18 protein-coding genes are annotated in these 18,530 nt (G+C 71.9%); 8 read left to right on the forward strand and 10 right to left on the reverse strand.

Features of this window, described 5'->3' with window-relative positions; translation table 11 throughout:
- Nucleotides 1-223 (reverse strand): hypothetical protein (locus E1166_RS21215; protein ID WP_207914400.1); only part of this gene is annotated, 223 nt, incomplete at its 3' end.
- Between the two features lie 282 nt (nucleotides 224-505).
- Between E1166_RS21215 and E1166_RS21220 the strand changes: the two genes are divergently transcribed.
- A complete protein-coding gene (locus tag E1166_RS21220; RefSeq protein WP_132341328.1) occupies nucleotides 506-1,315 on the forward strand; it encodes a DNA-formamidopyrimidine glycosylase family protein in 810 nt (269 codons plus the stop codon).
- A gap of 81 nt (nucleotides 1,316-1,396) precedes the next feature.
- Here E1166_RS21220 and E1166_RS21225 read toward each other — a convergent pair whose 3' ends face one another.
- The 4 genes from E1166_RS21225 to E1166_RS21240 form a co-directional block, all read right to left on the reverse strand.
- On the reverse strand, nucleotides 1,397-2,263 hold the full coding sequence (locus E1166_RS21225) for an aminoglycoside phosphotransferase family protein (protein WP_132264626.1): 867 nt from the start codon (nucleotides 2,261-2,263) through the stop codon (nucleotides 1,397-1,399).
- A 32-nt stretch (nucleotides 2,264-2,295) separates the two neighbouring features.
- Entirely contained in the window at nucleotides 2,296-3,717 is a 1,422-nt protein-coding gene (locus tag E1166_RS21230) for a WGR domain-containing protein (protein WP_132341330.1), read from the reverse strand.
- Between the two features lie 246 nt (nucleotides 3,718-3,963).
- Entirely contained in the window at nucleotides 3,964-5,343 is a 1,380-nt protein-coding gene (locus E1166_RS21235) for an FAD-dependent oxidoreductase (protein ID WP_132341332.1), read from the reverse strand.
- A 24-nt stretch (nucleotides 5,344-5,367) separates the two neighbouring features.
- Entirely contained in the window at nucleotides 5,368-6,501 is a 1,134-nt protein-coding gene (locus tag E1166_RS21240) for a glutamate--cysteine ligase (RefSeq protein WP_132341334.1), read from the reverse strand.
- Nucleotides 6,502-6,657: 156 nt separating this feature from the next.
- Between E1166_RS21240 and E1166_RS21245 the strand changes: the two genes are divergently transcribed.
- Together E1166_RS21245 and yidC are read left to right on the forward strand one after the other, a co-directional pair.
- Nucleotides 6,658-6,972 carry a DUF6412 domain-containing protein gene (locus E1166_RS21245; protein ID WP_347813034.1) on the forward strand — a complete coding sequence of 105 codons (315 nt, stop codon included), beginning with the start codon at nucleotides 6,658-6,660 and terminating at the stop codon, nucleotides 6,970-6,972.
- A gap of 78 nt (nucleotides 6,973-7,050) precedes the next feature.
- On the forward strand, nucleotides 7,051-7,791 hold the full coding sequence (gene yidC / locus E1166_RS21250) for a membrane protein insertase YidC (protein WP_132341336.1): 741 nt from the start codon (nucleotides 7,051-7,053) through the stop codon (nucleotides 7,789-7,791).
- Between the two features lie 39 nt (nucleotides 7,792-7,830).
- Here the strand turns inward: yidC and E1166_RS21255 are convergent, their stop codons facing one another.
- A complete protein-coding gene (locus tag E1166_RS21255; RefSeq protein ID WP_132341338.1) occupies nucleotides 7,831-8,502 on the reverse strand; it encodes a DedA family protein in 672 nt (223 codons plus the stop codon).
- A 143-nt stretch (nucleotides 8,503-8,645) separates the two neighbouring features.
- On the opposite strand from E1166_RS21255, the gene E1166_RS21260 reads away from it, so the two are divergent.
- A complete protein-coding gene (locus E1166_RS21260; protein WP_132341340.1) occupies nucleotides 8,646-10,295 on the forward strand; it encodes an alpha-amylase family protein in 1,650 nt (549 codons plus the stop codon).
- A 77-nt stretch (nucleotides 10,296-10,372) separates the two neighbouring features.
- On the forward strand, nucleotides 10,373-11,131 hold the full coding sequence (gene fabG, locus E1166_RS21265; RefSeq protein ID WP_132341342.1) for a 3-oxoacyl-ACP reductase FabG: 759 nt from the start codon (nucleotides 10,373-10,375) through the stop codon (nucleotides 11,129-11,131).
- Nucleotides 11,132-11,157: 26 nt separating this feature from the next.
- Here the strand turns inward: fabG and E1166_RS21270 are convergent, their stop codons facing one another.
- Together E1166_RS21270 and E1166_RS21275 are read right to left on the reverse strand one after the other, a co-directional pair.
- Complete coding sequence (locus tag E1166_RS21270) at nucleotides 11,158-11,580, reverse strand: hypothetical protein (protein WP_132341344.1); 423 nt, start codon at nucleotides 11,578-11,580, stop codon at nucleotides 11,158-11,160.
- Nucleotides 11,573-11,968 carry a hypothetical protein gene (locus tag E1166_RS21275; RefSeq protein WP_132341346.1) on the reverse strand — a complete coding sequence of 132 codons (396 nt, stop codon included), beginning with the start codon at nucleotides 11,966-11,968 and terminating at the stop codon, nucleotides 11,573-11,575. Before E1166_RS21275 ends, E1166_RS21270 begins: the two co-directional genes overlap by 8 nt.
- A gap of 222 nt (nucleotides 11,969-12,190) precedes the next feature.
- Between E1166_RS21275 and E1166_RS21280 the strand changes: the two genes are divergently transcribed.
- Nucleotides 12,191-13,405, forward strand: a complete 1,215-nt coding sequence (locus E1166_RS21280) for a DUF418 domain-containing protein (protein ID WP_207914402.1) — start codon at nucleotides 12,191-12,193, stop codon at nucleotides 13,403-13,405.
- Nucleotides 13,406-13,535: 130 nt separating this feature from the next.
- On the opposite strand, the gene E1166_RS21285 is transcribed toward E1166_RS21280, so the two are convergent.
- Nucleotides 13,536-15,320: an ABC transporter ATP-binding protein gene (locus E1166_RS21285; RefSeq protein ID WP_132341348.1), complete on the reverse strand. Its 1,785-nt coding sequence runs from the start codon at nucleotides 15,318-15,320 to the stop codon at nucleotides 13,536-13,538.
- 108 nt (nucleotides 15,321-15,428) lie between these two features.
- Nucleotides 15,429-16,685 (reverse strand): DUF418 domain-containing protein, encoded by a 1,257-nt coding sequence (locus tag E1166_RS21290; protein WP_132341350.1) that lies wholly within the window; start codon nucleotides 16,683-16,685, stop codon nucleotides 15,429-15,431.
- Nucleotides 16,686-16,913: 228 nt separating this feature from the next.
- On the opposite strand from E1166_RS21290, the gene E1166_RS21295 reads away from it, so the two are divergent.
- Nucleotides 16,914-17,567: a response regulator transcription factor gene (locus E1166_RS21295; RefSeq protein ID WP_132341352.1), complete on the forward strand. Its 654-nt coding sequence runs from the start codon at nucleotides 16,914-16,916 to the stop codon at nucleotides 17,565-17,567.
- Nucleotides 17,564-18,530: histidine kinase (locus E1166_RS21300; RefSeq protein ID WP_132341354.1), on the forward strand; the 967-nt coding region annotated here is incomplete at its 3' end. The genes E1166_RS21295 and E1166_RS21300, both read left to right, overlap by 4 nt.

Below are 18,530 nucleotides of genomic sequence, written 5' to 3' on the forward strand. Positions count from 1 at the left end.
GGGTGGGGCTGCGTCGGGGCAGGTCGTCGACCGGAGCGACCCGGCCGGACGGCCCCCGGGAGGTCACCGCCGTGGCGCTTCCGGCCGCCGTACGGGTGCCCGTGCCGCGTCCGGCGTCCCGGTCGGTCGTCGTGGTCTCGTCGTCCCGCCCGTCGATCCGTCCGTCGCCGTCGGTGTCCCGCACGGACGAGTCACCCCGCCGGGTGAGTGAGGGAAAGTTCATGTCACACCTCCTTGTCGATGCGTGGAGGCCTCGGAAGGGTCGCCGGCAGCCACGCGGATACGGGTGGGATGTACCCCGTGCGTCGATCGACCACACTTGTCACCGCCCCACCCGGCCACCGCTTCCCGTGCCCCTCTTTCGTGATCCACCCCGTTCGCCGCAATCGCGATGTCCCCGGCGGGAACCAGCGCACCCTGGCGCACTCGGAGCGAGTGGTGAGTGTGCGGGGCCAGGTCCGGCCGCGCCATTGAGCGGCCGGCGGCCGGCGTACCCTTGGCCTCCGTGCCAGAGGGACACACCATCCACCGCCTGGCGGCCCGCCACGCCGCGCTCCTCGCCGGTGACAAGGTCACCGCCGCCAGCCCACAGGGCCGCTTCGCCGAGGGCGCCGCCCGACTCTGCGGCACCGTCCTCGACGGCACCGAGGCGTACGGCAAGCACCTGCTGCACCACTACGCCGGCGAGTTGACCCTGCACATCCACCTCGGTCTGTACGGCCGGTTCACCGACGGCGACGGTGAGCCGCCCGAGCCGGTCGGGCAGGTCCGGCTGCGGCTGACCAGTGACCGGCACTGGCTCGACCTACGCGGGCCCACCGCCTGTGAGCTGCTCACCCCACCCGAGGTGGCGGCGCTGCGCGCCCGACTCGGCCCGGATCCGCTGCGCGCCGACGCCGACCCGCACCGGGCGTACCACCGGATCCGGCGCAGCGGCACCCCGCTCGCCGCGCTGTTGCTGGACCAGTCCGTGGTGGCCGGCACCGGACTGATCTTCGTCACCGAGGCGCTGTTCCGGGCCAACGTGCCGCCGACGCTGCCCGGCCGCCTGCTGACCCCGGCCGGCTGGGACGCGCTCTGGGCGGATCTGGTCGCACTGATGACCCGGGCCGTCGGGTACGGGCAGATCGACACGGTCCGCGACGCCCACCTGCCGGAGGCGATGGGGCGGCCGGCCCGCGTCGACCGGCACGGCGGCGAGGTGTACGTCTACCGCCGCTCCGGTGCGCCCTGCCACGTCTGCGCCACGCCGGTGAGTCGGGACACGCTGGCCGGCCGCAACCTCTACTGGTGCCCCACCTGCCAACCCGGCTGACCGGCGCCGACGGCGGGCAGTCGCCGCTGTTCGGCGGCCCTGCCCCACGGCGGAGGGGATCGGCGAGGAGGGCTGGGCGGGTCAGGCGGCGGCGGTCAGCCAGCGGGCCACCTCCATCTGGTCCGGCCACACCGTCGTGCCGTCGATGGCCCAGAGCAGGGAGTGGCCGAGGGTCCAGCCGAGCACCCGCTCGCGGTCAAGTCCCAGCGCGCCGGTGATCCGATCGAGCCGGCGGCACACCGCATCGGGTGAGTGCCCCAGCTCCGCCCCGCGCACGATCGCCACGACCGAGAACTCCCGCTCGCCGGCCAGCGGCTTCGGGTCGATCGCCAGCCACGGCTCCCGGTCGGCCCGGAGCACGTTGCCGGCGTGCAGATCCTGGCTGAGAAGCACCGGTTCGCCCGGGTCGGCGACGAGTTCGGTGAGCCGCCCGACCGCCTCGTCGAGCAGCCGCCGCTCGTACGGGCGGCCGGCCCGCTCCCACCTCGCCGGCAGCCCGGCGATCCACCCGGCGGCCTCCTCGGCGAGCAGCGGAAAGGGCGCACCGGCCGGACGCCACAGCCTGGGCAGCAGATCGGCCACCACGTCCAGCGCCGCGTCGGGCGGCAGGTCGTGTAGGGGCGTACCAGGCAGGCAGCGTTCCACCAGCAGCGCCCGGCGCGCCGGGTCGTGGTCCAGCAGGTGTACCGCCCCGTGGCCGTCCCAGGCGACCAGCGCGTCGGCCTCGTGGGCGCTCTCCGCGTCCGGGTACTGGAGCTTCAGCACCGCCGGGGTGCCGTCGGGCAGCTCAGCGGGCATCGCCAACGAGGCGAAGGCGTACGGGAAGGGCGGCCCGAGCCGCAGCGACCAGCGCCGGGCGCACGCCTCGCGCAGCTCGGGCAACGCCGCCAGCCACTCCCGCCCGGCCGGCTCGGCGCGTACCCACGACAAGCCCTCGGGGATCTCCACCGGTTCATCGTGGAGCACGCAACCGGACGGGCTCAACGCAGCCGGCGGATGTCCCCGTACGCCCGGTAGAAGCCGCCCCGGCCCGCCTCGCGTACCCCGGTGACCAGGTAGCGCACCCCCGGCTCCCGGATGCCCTTCGGGAACTGCACCGTCCAGTCCCGGTGGTAGCCCTCGGAGAGGACGTGGATGCGCAGCCGGCCGCGCTCCTCGACACATTCCACCACCACCCCGCCCCGGTCGTCGCTGGTCACCTCCACGGTGGACCAGGCGGCCGGTTCGGGAAGCCGGGTGGGCGCCTTGACGTCCACCACCTCCGGCACGCTGCCCGCCTCGGCGGCCCGGATCGCCGGCTCGCTGGCGTCGATGCAGGCCAGGTGGCCGCTGGTGGTGACGACGTAGAGCCGTTCCCGGTGGTACTGCATGGAGTACGCGGAGCCGCAGCCGGTGCCGAGCTTCCACAGCCGGTTGCCGGCCGCGTCGAAGCAGTAGATCGAGGAGGCGCTGTCACCGGCGAAGACGTACCGGCCGCCCTCGGCGGTGGCGCAGGAGAAGACGGCGGCGTCGCAGCGGTACGTCTGCTGGGCCCGCCCGTCCTTGCCCAACCGCACCACCTCGCGGGTGCCGGTGCCGGCGAAGACGGCATCGGACTCCTGCCAGCCGAACAGCACCGCCCCGGTGCGGGTGTGCCACAGCTCCCGCCCGGTACGCCAGTCCCAACCGGTCACCCCCGCCGAGTGGCCGTGGTAGAGGGCATCGCGGTCGCAGCGGACCATCCAGGCGGAGCGACCGCGTCCCGGCCGCCGCCACAGGAACTCGTCCTCGTGGTCGATCGCGGCGATGCCGCCCTCGCGGTCGGACACGCCCAGCACGCCGTCGTGGATGTCCAGCCAGTAGATGTCGATGTCGGGGGTGACCGCGTACGCCACCCGGGGCACCTTGCCGGACAGGTCGTAGACGTTGCCGTCGTCGCAGCCCGCGTAGATCCAGTGGTCGTCGGCGACGATGCACTTCACCCCGTCGGGAAGCCGGACCTGGTTGAGCATCCGCGCGTCGTGGTCGAGGGTGGTGATGACGCCGCGCTCGTTGCCGACCATGCACGTGCGCTCGTCGACGAAGACGCCGAACGCGGACGCGCCGGAGTCGTACCGCCAGAGCACCGGGGCCGTCCGGGCGGTGGAGCGGGTGCTGACGATCTGCCGGCGGGACACCGGCCGCTTCTGCCGGGCGCCGCGCACCGCCGGGGCGTACCCCTTGCGGATCTTCTCGCCGATCTTCTTCGCGGCGGCGGCCCGGGCCCGGGCATTGTCCGGGTAGCTGGTGGTCTTCACCTGGCCCTGGTCGCCGATCCGGCCGTAGCGCACGGTCAGTGCGGTGTTCTCCACCACGACCTCGTAGAACTTGTGTGCTCCACCGTCCACTTCGGACAGTTCGAGGTAGGTCGTCTCCTGCGACATCGATGCCTCCGAGGGGGAAGGTCCGCAACCGCTGACAGCGCGCAAACGCTAACCGCCACCACCGACAACGAGCCGCCGTACGAGGACCGGGCCGTACCGAAAGGGGTATCCCCGGTACGGCCCGGTCGCGTCCCCTTGGTGGGTGCGCCGCTGCAACTGCTGGTGGTTGCCGGTGCCGCAGTCCACTGGATCAGGCGGGCGCCGTTGGTGGTGGCGGCGTCCGACGAACCACCCGATGGCGGCCGGTCAGCGACCCGACCCGGCGAGGGCGTCCACGGCCTTGCGGGCGGCGATCAGCACCGGATCCCACACCGGCGCGTACGGTGGGGCGTAGCCGAGGTCGAGCGAGGTCATCTCGTCCACCGTCATGCCGTTCCAGAGCGCCACAGCCAGCACATCGATCCGTTTGGCCGCCTCACAGCGGCCGACGATCTGCGCGCCGAGCAGCCGACCGGTGGGACGCTCGGCGATCAGCTTGACCGTCATCGGCTCGGCGCCCGGGTGGTAACCGGCCCGGTTCGTGGACTCGGCGATCACCGAGACGAACTCGAAGCCGGAGGCGGCGGCGTCCCGCTCGCGCAGGCCCGTCCGCCCCACCTGCACCTCACAGACTTTCGTCACCGCCGTGCCGACCACACCGGGAAAGGTGGCGTACCCGCCGCCGATGTTGATTCCGACGACCCGGCCCTGCTTGTTGGCGTGCGTGCCGAGCGGGACGTGCACCGGCATTCCGCTGACCCGGTGTAGCGTCTCCACGCAGTCGCCGGCCGCCCAGACGTCCGGCACCCCGGGCACCCGCATCCGCCGGTCCACCCGGATCCCGCCGGAGGGGCCCAGCGGCAGGCCGGCGGCCCCGGCGAGCGCGGTGTTCGGGCGTACCCCGAGACCCAGCACCACGACGTCGGCCGGCACCGGCCCCGCGGCGGTGACCACCGCGGCGACTCGCCCGTCGCGTTCCTCGATCCCGGTGACCTCGATGCCGGTCCGGACGTCGATGCCGACCGTGCGCATCGCGTCGGCGGCCAGGGCGCCCATGTCCGGGTCCACCGTCGACATCGGCTGCTCGCCCTGCTCCATCAACGTGACGGCGAGACCGCGCTGGATCAGCGCCTCGGCCAACTCCACCCCGATGTAGCCGCCGCCGACGACCACCGCGCGCTCCGGGCGCGGCTCGGCGTCCAGCCACTCGCGCAGCGCCGCGCCGTCGTCGAGGGTCTGCATGCCGAACACCCCGGCGACCGTGTCGTCGGCCCAGTCCGGTCGTACCGGAACCGCGCCGGTGGCGTACACCAGGGTGTCGAACCGTTCGTGGAACTGCCCCCCGCCGTCCACGTCCCGGACCAGGACCTCGCGGCGGCTCAGGTCGATGCCGGTGACCTCGGTCCGCAGCCGCACGTCGATGTCGAAGTCGTCGCGGAAGGTCGCCGGGTCGCGGGCGATCAGCTGGTCACGGTCCTTGACGACGCCGCTGATCCAGTACGGGATGCCGCAGGCCGAGTACGACGTGAAATGCCCCCGCTCGAAGGCGACGATCTCCAGGTCGTCGCGGCCCCGGCGGCGGCGGGCCTGTGAGGCCGCCGCCATCCCGGCGGCGTCCCCGCCGATCACGATCAGCCGTTGCGCCACGGCGCCAAGTCTCCCACGAAAGGGTCAGCCCCGGGTCTGTCGCGCGACGTCGGCCACCACGTCCTCCAGCCGGCCGGTACGCGCGTACACGGCCCGCTGCCGGGCGGCGCCGGTACCGTGCCGGCGCAGCCCGCCGAGCAGGTCGGTCACCTCGGCGAGGTCGCCGTGCTCGGCCAACGCCGGACGGACCCGGTCGACCAGCCGGTCCAGCAACTCCCAGGCGGGGCGCAGCTCACCGGTGGTGAGGTCGACGCCGTCACCCTCCAGCCCGTCGTGGGCGGCCCGCCAGTGTGCGGCGACCAGCAGGTGGTGTTCGGTGTTGATCGCCGGCCGCCCCTCGGCGATGTCGGCCATGACAGTCGCCACCAGGGCTCGGACCAGGGCGGCGACCAGCACCGCGTCGTCCACCGAGGGGCAGACGTCGCCGATGCGCAGCTCCACCGTCGGATACTTCGCGGACAGCCGGGCGTACCAGTAGAGCATCCCCTCGTCGAGCATCACGCCGCTGGCGATGAGCTGCCGGATCAGCCGGCGGTAGTGCTCGTGGGAGGCCAGGTAGGGCGTCGGCGCCACCGACGGCCAGCGCTCCCACTCCACCGAGCGCCAGCTCGCGTACCCGGTGTCCACCCCGGCGGAGAACGGCGAGTTGGTGGTGACCGCGTGCAGCACCGGCAGCCAGGGCCGGACGTGGTTGAGCACCTGCACCCCGGTGTCCGGGTCGGGCACCCCGACGTGCACGTGCATACCGTTGTTGCCGGGACCGGGCACCAGCAGCCGGAACCGTTCGATCATCCGGTCGAAGCGGGGCTTGTCGACCACCGGCGGAACCGGACCCGGCACCGGGCCGGTGCCGATGGCGAGCAGCCGTACGCCGGCCCGCTCGGCGGCGGCGGCCAGCTCGGCGCGGAGCATCCCGAGGGAGTGCCGGATGGAGTGCAGCTCCAGTCCGGGCGGGGTGCCGATCTCGATCTGGCTGGTCTGGAACTCACGTTCCACCTGGCCACGCAGTTCCGGTGGCACCTGTTCCATGACCAGGTCGACGGCGGGCACGGCGGCCCCGGTGTGCGGGTCGACGAGCAGGAACTCCTCCTCCACCCCGACGGTCAGCAGGTCGGTGCCCTGTGGGCTCGTCGTCGCCTCCGCCACCTGGCTGGTCATCGCCACCACCGTCCGTTCCGAGCCGGCCGCGGGAAGTCCGGACCGGTTGGGCTCTGGTTACCCAGGGTGGTCAGGGCCGGAAACTCGACCCCGGCGCGTCGGGCCGCGTGTCGGGCGTCGGGGCCGGTACTGGACGGTCGGTCCTAGGCTGATGTCGTGCCGGGTCTGCTGGTGGCGGTGACAGGTCTGTGGGCGTACGCGCTCGCCGAACTGACGCTGCTCGCCAACCGGCCGGCCGAGCTGCTGGCCGGCGCGGCGGTGGTGGCCGCACTGCTGCTCACGGCGCGGCTGGCGACGTGTCCGCGGCTGCCCGGCGGGCTGGCCCGCGGGGTGCGCCGTGCGACGGTGCTGCGGGAACGGGCCCGGCGGCGGCGGGTGCCGCGCCAGGTCGACCCGGACGCGGCGGGTCGTCCACGTCCCCGGGCACCGGGGTGGGCCCTCGCGGTCGGGTGGGGTCCGGCGGCAGCCTGACCCGCGTCCCGCCCGACCGATTCCGTCGTCATCCGTCCCCACCGAGGGACGCCCGGAATCGCCACCGAGGGGTCAACCATGCTCGCCTTCTCACCCGTGCACGACGCGGTGGGCGCCGCCGGCGTCGCCGTCACCTGGCTCGCCGAACTGCTCGCGCCGCTCGCCGGTGGGGCGGCCACGGCCGCCGCCATCGTTCTGTTCACCGTCGCCGTCCGGCTGCTGATCTCGCCGCTCACCCTGGCCCAGGTCCGCGGGGAGCGGCGCCGTGCGGCACTCGCCCCCGAGGTCCGGGCGCTCCGACAGCGGTACGCCGAGGACCCGGCCACCCTCCAACGGGAGTTGTTCGCGCTCTACCGGCGGGCGGGTGCCTCCCCGGTGGCGGGCTGCCTGCCGGCGCTGTTGCAGGCACCGTTCCTCCTGGTCATGTACCGGCTCTTCGCGTGGGGCAACGGCCACGCGGGGCTGCTCGACGAACGGCTGGCGGGTGTGCCGTTGGGTTGGCACCTGACCGACGGGCTCGCCGGCGCGGCGCTGCCGGTCTTCGGCGCGCTGCTGGTGGCGCTGACCGGGCTGGCCTGGTCGTTGTCCCGGCGGACGCGGCGCACGCTGGCCGCCGCCGCGACGGTGGCCGGTACGCCGACCGAGGGTCCGGGCGCGGCGGTGGCCGGCCGGCTGGCCCCGCTGTTGCCGTACGGGACGGTGTTGGTGGCACTCGTGGTGCCGTTGGCGGCGGTGCTCTACCTGGTGACCACGACGGCGTGGACGGTGGCCGAGCAGGCGGTGCTGCGCCGACCGCGGCGGGTACCCGTCGAGACGTGACGGACAGGGCCGGGCCGTCGCCTCCGGGAGGCGGCCCGGTCAGCGGCCGGGGGCCACCGACTCCCGCTCCCGCCTGGCCCGCCGTCGGCGCACCTTCTTGACCGTCCAACTCGCGACCATGAAGGCGAAGACCGCGGAGATGGCGTAGTTGAACCAGCTGCTGTACCGGTCCACGTCCGACCAGCGGGTGCCGAGCGCGTAGCCCGCGCCGACGATCAACGTGTTCCACACCCCGCTGCCCAGCGTGGTGAGCAGCACGAACTCGCCCAACCGCATCCGGTTCGCGCCGGCCGGGACCGACACCAGGCTGCGTACCACCGGCACCAGCCGGCCGATCAGCACCGCCCACCGGCCGTACCGCTCGAACCAGCGGTCGGCTTTCTCCAGGTCGTCCAGGTCGACCAGGGGCAGCCGGTCCAACCAGCGCTTGAGCCGGTCCTCGCCGAGGGCGGCACCGATCCAGTAGAGCGCCAGCGCGCCGCCCAGCGAGCCGACCGTCGCCGCCAGCACGATCAGCACCAGGGAGAACCGGCCCTCGCTGGACAGGTAGCCGGCCATGGCCAACACGATCTCGCTGGGGATTGGCGGGATGATGCTCTCCAGGGCCACCAGGAAGGCCACCCCGACCGCACCGAGCGAGTCGATGACGCCGGCCACCCACCCGGTCAGCCCGCTGAACTGGTTCGGGTCGACGTCCTGGGCGAGAGCCATGCGTGTCCTTTCCGAAGGGAACTGCCGGGATCGAACAGCAGTACCCGCCGGGCGGCCGGTCACACCCGCCGATGCACGGGCCACCTCCACCGCGACCCGTTCTCGGGTTTGCCGGCCGGGCGGATCGGAGACATTAGGCCGGCATGGGTGACAGGTGGTATTCCGAGGCCGTCGTCTACTGCCTCGACATCGACACGTACGCGGACTCCGACGGCGATGGCGTCGGCGACATCCGGGGCCTGATCGGGCGGCTCGACTACCTGGCCCGGCTCGGGGTGACCTGCCTGTGGCTGCACCCGATCCACCCGTCACCGAACAAGGACGACGGTTACGACGTCACCGACTTCTACAACGTCGACCCGCGCTTCGGCAGCCTCGGTGACTTCGCCGAGTTGCTGCACCAGGCACGCAACCGGGGCATCCGGGTGATCATCGATCTGGTGGTCAACCACACCTCGGACGAACACCCGTGGTTCCTGTCCGCCCGCTCCTCGCCCGACTCGCCGTACCGGGACTGGTACATCTGGTCGGAGCACGAGCCGGCCGACCGGCACCAGGGCATGGTCTTCCCGGGCGAGCAGCACGAGACCTGGAGCTACGACCGGACCGCCAGGGCCTGGTACTACCACCGGTTCTACCGCTACCAGCCGGACCTGAACATGGCGAACCCGAAGGTCCGCGAGGAGGTCAAGAAGATCGTCTCGTTCTGGCTCCAGCTCGGCGTCGCCGGCTTCCGGATGGACGCGGTGCCGTTCATCATCGAGCTGACCGAACCGGGCAACCCGAACTCGCCCAAGGACTTCGAGTTCCTCACCGAGCTGCGCCAGCACGTGCAGTGGCGGCGCGGCGACTCGATCCTGCTCGCCGAGGCCAACGTGGAGCCCGACCAACTGCCCGCCTTCTTCGGTGACCAGGCCGGTTCGGGCAACCGCATCCACATGCTCTTCGACTTCATGCTCAACGGGCGGCTCATGCTCGCCCTGGCCCGGCGGGATCCCGAGCCGGTGATCGAGGCGTTGCGGGACACCCCGAAGCTGCCGACCGGTGGGCAGTGGGCCACCTTCCTGCGCAACCACGACGAGATCGACCTCTCCCGGCTCACCGCCGAGCAACGCCACGAGGTGTACGCACAGTTCGGTCCGGACGAGAACATGCGGATCTACGACCGGGGCATCCGGCGCCGGCTCGCCCCGATGCTCGGCAACGACCGGCGGCGGATCGAGCTGGCGTACGCGCTCCAGTTCTCGCTGCGCGGCACGCCGGTGCTGCGGTACGGCGAGGAGATCGGCATGGGCGAGGACCTGTCGCTGCCGGGCCGGCGGGCGATCCGTACCCCGATGCAGTGGTCGTACCAGGAGAACGCCGGTTTCTCCACGGCCGAGCCGGAGAAGCTGGTCCGACCGGTGATCGACAAGGGGGAGTTCGGCTACCAGAAGGTCAACGTCACCGCCCAGCGCCGCGACCCGAAGTCGCTGTTGGGCTGGTTCGAGCGGATGATCCGTACGCTGCGGGAGTCCCCGGAGATCGGTTCGGGTTCCACCACCCACATCGACGTGCCGATGCCGCGCGGGGTGCTGGCCCACCGGGCGGACGGACCCACCGGCACCATGGTCTTCCTGCACAACCTCGGCTCCGAGGACGTGGAGGTGGACCTCGGGCTCCTCGCCCCCGAGGCGGACCTGCCGACAGACGTGCTCGCCGACCGCGGGTACGGCGAGGTGGGCAAGCTGGACAGCCTCAAGCTCGCCGGGTACGGCTACCGTTGGATCCGGCTCTGCCGCGGCGCGTTCTGATCCGTGACCGTGGATGTGGCGGCCGTGAACCTGGGTTAAGCTCCGTCGACCGAGCCACAAGTTACCCGGAGGTAATCATGTCGGGGGAGCCCCGCGTCGCCATCGTGACCGGAGCCGCGCGCGGCATCGGCGCGGCCACCGCCCGCCGGCTGGCCGCCGACGGGATGGCCGTGGCCGTGGTCGACATCGAGGAGTCGGCCACCACGCAGACCGTCGACGCGATCACCGCCACGGGTGGCCGGGCCCTCGGCGTCGGCGCCGACGTCTCCGACCGGGCCCAGGTCCAGGCCGCGGTGCAGCGGGTCGCCGCCGAACTGGGCGCACCGACCGTCCTGGTCAACAACGCCGGCGTGCTCCGCGACAACCTGCTGTTCAAGATGACCGACGCCGACTGGGACACGGTGCTGGGCGTACACCTGCGGGGTGCCTTCCTGTTCAGCCAGGCCGCCCAGAGGCACATGGTCGAGCAACGGTGGGGTCGGATCGTCAACCTCTCCAGCACCTCGGCCCTGGGCAACCGGGGCCAGGCGAACTACTCGGCGGCCAAGGCCGGCCTCCAGGGTTTCACCAAGACCCTCGCCATCGAGTTGGGGCCGTTCGGCGTGACGGTCAACGCGGTCGCGCCCGGCTTCATTGTCACCGACATGACCGCCGCCACGGCCGCCCGGATGCAGGTCGACTTCGAGGCGCTGCAGCAGCACGCCGCCGCCGAGACCGCGGTCCGCCGCACCGGCCGGCCGGAGGACGTCGCGCACACCGTCTCGTTCCTGGTCAGCGAGGGCGCCTCCTTCGTCTCCGGCCAGGTCATCTACGTCGCCGGCGGCCCCCGGGGCTGAGCCACCGGCCGGGCCGCCCGCGCAGGTCAGCGGGGATCGTGGCGGGTACGCCAGAGCCAGAGCAGACCGAGCACCGGCAGGACCAGCGGGACGTAGCCGTACCCGACGCCGAAGCCGGACCAGACCGTCTCGTCCGGGAAGAGGGCCGGGTCGACCTCGCTCAGCACGCCGACGCCCAGCACCCCGGCCAACTCCACCGAGCAGCAGGCGAGCGCCACCCGGCGGCCGGCGTGCCCGGCCCGGGCCAGCCCGACGGCGGCTACGATGTAGACCAGCGCGGCCAGCGCCGAGAGCAGGTACGCCACCGGCGCCTCGGCGAACCGGGTGGCGATCTGCAGCCCGGCCCGCGACGTCGCGGCGATGGCGAACAGGAGGTAGACCGCGATCAGCAGCCGGCCCGGCCCGGAGTTGGTGGCCGGCCGCCGGGTCGGGGCGTCGGTGTCAGCCACCGGCGACCGCCCAGGTCTGCTGGAGCCGGACGACCACCACCGGGATGACCAGGCAGACCACGCAGACGATCGCCGAGCCCCACCGGGTCGGCTCCATCCGGGCCAGCACCCAGGCCAGCGGCGGCAGACAGACCAGCGTCACCAGGTAGCCGAAGAAGGCACCCGGCTCGCCCGGCCGCGCCCCGCCGCCGAGCCCGACCAGCGCCACCACGGCCAGCGCCAGCAGCGCGCACTCCAGCACCGCGAGACCGACGAACTGCGGACGGTCCGGCGGCCGGTGGCGCACCGCCGCCACCAGGCTCCACACCGCGAGTACGAGCGACAGCACGATCGTCGTGGTCGCGAGGATTCCGTCCACCGGCGAACCGGTCGAGGCCGCGCTGGTCATCGGGGGTATCCGGTCCCGGTCTCGGTCACCGCGACAGCCTACCGAAGCGGGGCGAGCGGGCTGCCGTCATCGGGCGACAGGTGAATCGCCGCCCCGACCTCGCACTGTTGGAGGTACGACGCGGGTATGCCCGCCGGTCGGCAGGTATGTCCCGCCGACCGGCGGGCTTATGCCGAGACCTGCCGGATAGTGAGCCGGTCTGGGCTCGGCGAGATTCTCGGCATGACTCAGATCAAGCCCGCCCAAGAGCCGTCCCCTGCACCGCCCGGCTCCCTGCCCGAGCCGGCTGGGCCGGTCGAGCCCGGCCCGTCGATGGGGAGACTGGTCGGGGTGGACCTGGCCCGCGCGCTGGCCGTGTTCGGGATGTACGTCGTGCACATCGGTCCCCCGCTGTCGGCCACGTCCGGCGTCGCCGGCTGGATCCGGTACCTGGCGGACGGTCGCTCGTCGATCCTGTTCGCCACCTTCGCCGGGTTCTCGCTGGCGCTGCTCGCCGGCCGCCGGGAGCCGAAGACCGGCCTGGCGGGGCGGCAGGCCAAGGCCCGGATCGCGATCCGCGCCGTGATCCTGCTGGCGGCGGGCACCGGCATGGCGATGGTCTACGGGGACGTGGTCATCCTCAACTTCTACGGGGTCTACTTCCTGGTGGCGCTGCCCTTGGTGCGGCTGCGTGCCCGGACCCTCGCGATCACCGCGGCCGTGCTCGCGCTGGTGGGTCCGCAGGTCGCGTTCGGCCTGCGGACGTGGCTGGGCGAGCCGATCCTGAACAGCATCAACGCCTACGACCCGCTCGAGCGGCTCTGCGGCGTCGGCGTACTGGATCTCCTGCTCACCGGCTTCTACCCGACGATCACCTGGATGCCGTTCGTGATCGCCGGCATGGCACTGGCCCGCCTCGACCTGGCCGCCGGCGCGGTACGGCGGCGGCTGGCCGCGCTCGGCCCCGCCCTCATCGTGCTCGGATACGGCACGTCCAGGCTGCTGGCCGGCGAGGACGCGCTGCGGAGTGCTGCGGAAGACGGGTCGGGGCCCTCCGGAAACGGGTCGTTCGACAGCGGATCGTTCCAACCCCGGGGGTCGGCTTCGTCGCTGTTGCTGGCCGGTCCGCACAGCGGTACGACGTTCGACATCATCGGCAGCCTCGGCGTCGCGATCACCGTGATCCTGTGCGCACTGGTGGCGATCGACCGTCTGTCCTGGCTGCACCGTCTGGCGAAACCGGTCATCGCCGTGGGCACCATGTCCCTGACGGCCTACGTCGGCCACTTCGTCGTATCGTCGTTCACCGGGCTCGCCTTCAAGGATTCCTGGGTGCCGCTGCTCATGTACATCGGCGGGGCCATCCTGTTCGCCGGGATCTGGTCTCGCTTCTTCCGCCGCGGACCGCTGGAATACCTGCTCCACGCCGCCACGAAGCTGGCGAAGTTCGTCCGATGAGAGCTGCTGGCCGCCTTCGCTCCCGCCGCTGGGGACAGTTGTGCCCGCCCTCGCCGAGGCTTCAGGTGAATGCCCTATCGAGAGGGCATGGCCTCGGCGGGGAGGCGGGCAGCATCGGATGGTTGTCGCGTCAGGGGGTGAGAAGCTGGGTCGCCGCCAGTTGCGCGTACAACTGATCCCGGACCACCAGTTCCGCGTGGGTGCCTATCGCCTGGATCCGTCCGGCGTCCATGACGATGATGCGGTCGGCGTTGGTCACCGTGGACAGACGGTGGGCCACTACCAGCACGGTGGTCTCGGTGGCGGTCTCGGCGATGACGCCGCGGACTGCCAGTTCGTTGCCGGCGTCGAGCTGTGAGGTGGCCTCGTCCAGCAGCAGCAGGCGGGGCTTGCGCAGCAGTGCGCGGGCGATCGCGATGCGTTGTCGTTCGCCGCCCGAGAGCGTGGATCCGCGGTGCCCGACCGGCGTGTCCAGACCGTCGGGAAGGCGGTCGACGAGGGTGGTGAGCTTCGTCCGGCGCAGGACGTCGCGGATGTCGTCGTCCGTCGCGTCGGGGGCGGCGAAGGTCAGGTTCTCTCGCAGGGTGCCCGCCAGCACCGGGGCGTCCTGTTCCACGTAGCCGATCTGCGATCGCAGCTGGGCCAGTGGCCAGTGGCGTACGTCTACTCCGTCGACCAGGACCCGGCCGCTGGTCGCGTCGTAGAACCGCTCGATGAGCGCGAAGACGGTCGACTTACCGGCGCCCGAGGGTCCGACGATGGCTGTCATCCCGGTGGCTGGTATCTCGAAACCCACCTGCTCGTGGATGTAGGGCAGATCGGGTCGGTGGCGGAAGGAAACGTCGACGAAGCGGACCGACGCCGGGCCCGGCACCACCGTCGCCTGGCCGGGCGGCGTGGACCGGTGCTGGGTCGCCGGCTCTGTCGACAGGCGCTGGACCTGCGTGAGCCGGGAGATCGCGGCTGCGCCCTCCTGGTAATGCGACGCGGCGTCGATCAGCTCGGACACCGGCTCGATGAGGTAGAACAGGTAGAGCAGGAACGCGATGAGCGTGGAGACGGGGATCGCCCCGGACGACACGCGGGCCCCACCGACGGCGAGCACCGCGAGGAATGCCAGCTGGACGGCGAGGCCGTCGGCCGATCCTGCCAGGGCCTCCCATTTCGCGCTGGTCAGGCCGTGTCGCCAGGCTCGTCGCGCCGCCGCCTCCACCCGGTCGGTCTCGCGCTGTTCGGCGCCGGATGCCTTCACGGTACGGAACGCGCCGAAGACCCGCTCCAGCGCGGTGGAGATCTCCCCGACCGCCTCCTGCGACCGCTCGGTGGCCTGCGCGATCCTGGGCATCACCAGGGCCACGAGCCCACCGGTCACCACCACAACCCCGAGGGTCACCCCCAGGAGCACGACGTCCAGGACCGCCATCATCACGACCGCCGCCACGAAGGTCACCGCGCCCGTGGCCGCGGTGACGACCGCCTGGGTGCTGACCGCCCGCAGGAGCGTCGTGTCGGAGGTGACCCGGGACATCAGATCACCGGGTGCAACACGCTCCACCTCGGTCAGCCGTAGCCGCAACAGCCGCCCGACGAGGGTGCGCCGTGCGGCCAGGACGACCGACTCCGCTGTCCGTTCGAGCACGTAGGCACCGAGCGCGTCGGCGAGCATGCCCACCACCACCAGCACGGTGAGGGCCAGCAGAATCCCGGTGATGGTCGTGCCGGACGAGAGCCGGTCCACCAGCGCCTTGGTGGCCAGCGGCTGCAACAGCCCTCCGGCGGTGCCGACCAGCGCACACAACAGGCCCAGTGCGACGACCCACCGGTGCGGCCGGACATACGCGTACAGCGCCTTGAGCGTCTCCCGGGCGGACGGAGGTGCGGCATCCGGCGTCGACGGTCGGGATGCGGTGTTCACGAAACTCCTCTTCCTGTTGGCTGCGGGGCACGGCGTCGACGGATTCCGGAACCGGGATCTGGGCCGTGCCGGATCGGGCTACGCGAGCGGCTCGGCAGGGGCCAGCCCTCAGCGAACGAACCTCGCCAGCCTGGTGGCATCGTTGAGCAGGTACTCCAGCGGTCCGCGGCGGAAAACGCGCGACCAGAGCGCCGCGAACACGACGGCGCCGAGGACGAACGCGCCCAGCAGGACAGTCGAGTTGGCGTCCGGCGGGGTGGCGTTCTCGCCGGGAAGCGCGAGGATGGCCAGAATGTGACCCACATAGACCGTCAGGGACATGGTGCCCACGGCGATGACCGGACCGGCGAGCCGGCGGAGCCGCGGCAGTCTGGCCATCGCCACCGTCGCACCCACCAGCACCGTGATCGCCACCCCCAGGCAGCCGATCACGTCGAAGGTCGAACCGCTGTGCGGCTCGGCCGCCAGCAGCAGCCAGGGATCAGGCTCGAAGCTCCGGGTGCCGGGTGGCGGCCCGGAGCCGGCCGCCTCGGCCATGGCGTCCGTCGGTGGCATGCCGTCCGGCATGTGGTCGGGGATGGCGCCGCCGAACACCTTGAGGGCCAGCCAGGACGTGCCGTATCCGAGCACGATCAGCGCGGGACCGAGCACGGCCAGCCGCCGCTGCACCGCGCCGGCGGCCAGGTCGAGGCGGGCCAGTGCCATGCCGGCGATCACGAACGGCATCCAGGTGATCGCCGGGAAGAAGCCGGTGAGCAGGAGATCCAGTACGCCGACGCCGCAGAGCCGCTCAAGCGGGTCGTAGGCGTTGATGCTGTTCAGGATCGGCTCGCCCAGCCACGTCCGCAGGCCGAACGCGACCTGCGGACCCACCAGCGCGAGCACGGCCGCGGTGATCGCGAGGGTCCGGGCACGCAGCCGGGTCAGCGGCAACGCGAGCAGGAAGAACACCGCGTAGGCGTTGAGGATGACCGCGTCGCCGAAGTTGGTCATCGTCAACGCGGTGCCCGCCGCCAGCAGGATCCCCGCGCGGATCACGATCCGGGCTTTCGCCTGCCGGCCGGCCAGGCCGGTCCTCGGCTCGAAACGACCGGCGATCAGCATCAGCGAGAATCCGGCGAGCGTGGCGAACAACGCCGACGCCCGGCCCTCCGACAGGGTTCTGACCCAACCACCGACGTCACCCGGCGCCGCCTCGAACGGGCCGACATGCACGGCGAACATCCCGAACACGGCCAACGCGCGGGCGAGGTCCACGCCGACCAGCCGGCCCATCGACGGGCCGGACCCACCTGCCGCCGCAGGCCCGGACGGCGGGGCGGGCTGCGGGGGTGACGTGTGCGCAGCGGACTCAAGCGGTGTCATGCAGACAACGTTTGCGGTGCGGTGCCGAGCTGGCCATCCGTCAGGCTTCGGCATCGGCCCGCCCACCAACGGATATCACCCCCCTACCGGCGGGGACGGGCACGCCAACCGGCGGGATCTGGCCCTCCCGGTGGCGGCGACCGTCGAGGACCGTGAGACTCGGCCCCGCACCAGCGGTTATGGTCCAGCGTCGGTGACGGCCGGCCGGGTGACCGATCGGAGTGGAATGTGATACGGGTTGTGGTGGTGGACGACGACGCGCTCGTCCGCTCCGGCTTGCAGCTCATCCTGCGCGTGGCCCCCGACATCGAGGTGGTGGCCACCGTCGGTGGTGGAGAGGCGATCGAGGAGATCACCCGGCACCGGCCCGACGTGGTTCTGCTCGACATCCGCATGCCCGACGTCGACGGCCTCACCATCCTGCGCCAGCTGCGCGCCATGCCACACCCGCCCACGGTCGCGATGCTGACCACCTTCGACGCCGACGAATACATCACCACCGCGCTGCGCGCCGGGGCCGCCGGATTCATCCTCAAGGACACCCACCCCGAGCACCTGGCCCAACTGGTACGCGCACTCGCCGCCGGCGCCGTGGTCCTGTCGCCCAAGGTGTCGCGGACGGTCGTCGACTGGCGGGTGGAGAACGGCGAGGACGCGGCCGGCGCGATCGCCCGGCTGACCGACCGCGAGCGCGACATACTCGTGCACGTCGCCGACGGTTTGAGCAACGCCGAGATCGGCACGCGGATGTACCTGAGCGGTGGCACCGTCAAGGACCACGTCAGCGCCATCCTCACCAAACTCAAGGTGACCAGCCGGGTGCAGGCCGCGCTCATCGCGCAACGTGCCGGGTTGTTGACCCAACGGAAGGGCACGTCGTGAGATCCGGCCGGCTGCCCCCACCGCTCGTCGACGCGGCCCTGGTCGTGATGGCCGTCCTCGATGCCGTGGTGATGACCGACACTGATCGCCCGTACGCCGTCGTCTACGCGGTCGTCGCCGCGCTCGCGCTCACCGTCCGGCGCCGATGGCCCTACCCGGTCTTCGCGCTCATCCTCCCGGCCACGGTCGTCTCGTCCGCGGTCGTTGCCGGCGCGGTCGCCCTATACACGGTCGCGGTGAACACCCGAAACCGGCGGACACTCGCGGTGTGCGCCATTCTTTACAGCATCTGTAGCGCCGCCAGTATCTGGGACCATGAACTCCCGGATTCCACCCGCGTCGAACTGCTCGTCTCCGTCGGCTACAACATCGCCACGGCGACCGCCGCGATCCTCCTCGGCCAACTCGTGCAAACCCGGCGCGACCTGCAACAACGCCTCACGGAGATCCACCAGGCCCGGGAACACGAACAGCAACTCCTCACCGAGAGAGTGCTCGCCAAGGAACGCGCCCAACTCGCCCGCGAGATGCACGACGTCGTCTCCCACCAGGTGAGCCTCATCACGATCCAGGCCGGAGCCCTCCAAGTCAACACCAGCGACCCGGACACCAGGACAACCGCACAGACCATCCGCGACCTCGCCGTCCGCACCCTCGACGAACTCCGGCACATGGTCACCGTCCTGCGCGCCTCCGGCACCGCGCCCACCGAACTCACCCCCCAGCCGACCCTCGCCGGGCTCGGTCAGATGATCGCAAACAGCGGCATCGAAACCCGAGTCGACGGTGACCTGCCGGCCGACATCAGCGCCGCCACCCAACGGGCCATCTACCGCACCGTGCAGGAAGCACTGACCAACATCCGCAAACACGCGCCCGGCGCCACGGCGACCATCCGGATCCGGCGCGACAACGCCACCATCGAAGTCATCATCACCAACACCCCGCCGACCCGCCCCACCC

Origin of the sequence: Micromonospora sp. KC213 (assembly GCF_004348325.1) — a bacterium.
GTDB lineage: Bacteria > Actinomycetota > Actinomycetes > Mycobacteriales > Micromonosporaceae > Micromonospora.